The following is a 514-nucleotide window of genomic DNA, read 5'->3' on the forward strand; positions in this document are numbered from 1 at the left end:
CAAAGTAGTTCCACCATTCATGTTGATATTCAGGATGGAAGCGAAAGTCTGAAGGCAATGAGACATGCTCGTCCGGTAAAACCGGCTCAAAAATGGTTTTATTTTCTCGCGTCAGTACCGAATTAATTTCGTTTTCTTGGGTAGCAGTAGGCTCTAGCCAAAACGTTGAATACAACGTCGCTCCAGTCAACATAGCAAAAACGACAACAATCAGCATCGAAGCAAAAATGCGTTTTTTAGAGTTTTGTTTTTCCACTACAACGCATCCCTCAACGACTTCATTGGCGTACTCTTAATCATTCGAATTACGGGTAACGCCCCGGCGATCATAATCGCGAGCATTGCCCAAGCGATAGTTTGTGCATATTCCCAAGGAATGGTTTGCAGTTCGAGTGACCAACCAAAAGATTGTTTAATGATGACATAAACAATTAGGTGGGCCAAGGCCAATCCTAACGGTACTGCTATAATCGCAGCAATGGCACCAAAGGCGAACAGTTGTAAGCCCCCTAGG

General features: G+C 44.0%; 1 protein-coding gene and 1 pseudogene. Both read right to left on the reverse strand.

All coding sequences use genetic code 11. The features are described 5' to 3' along the window. Positions 1-256 (reverse strand): annotated as a pseudogene (locus tag R7190_RS30900) (carotenoid 1,2-hydratase); the annotation flags it as partial. Further along, on the reverse strand, positions 256-514 hold a 259-nt coding region (locus R7190_RS30905), incomplete at its 5' end, for an FtsX-like permease family protein (RefSeq protein WP_318138348.1). The gene R7190_RS30905 and the pseudogene R7190_RS30900, both read right to left, overlap by 1 nt.

Source organism: Vibrio sp. 1078-1 (genome assembly GCF_033340475.1).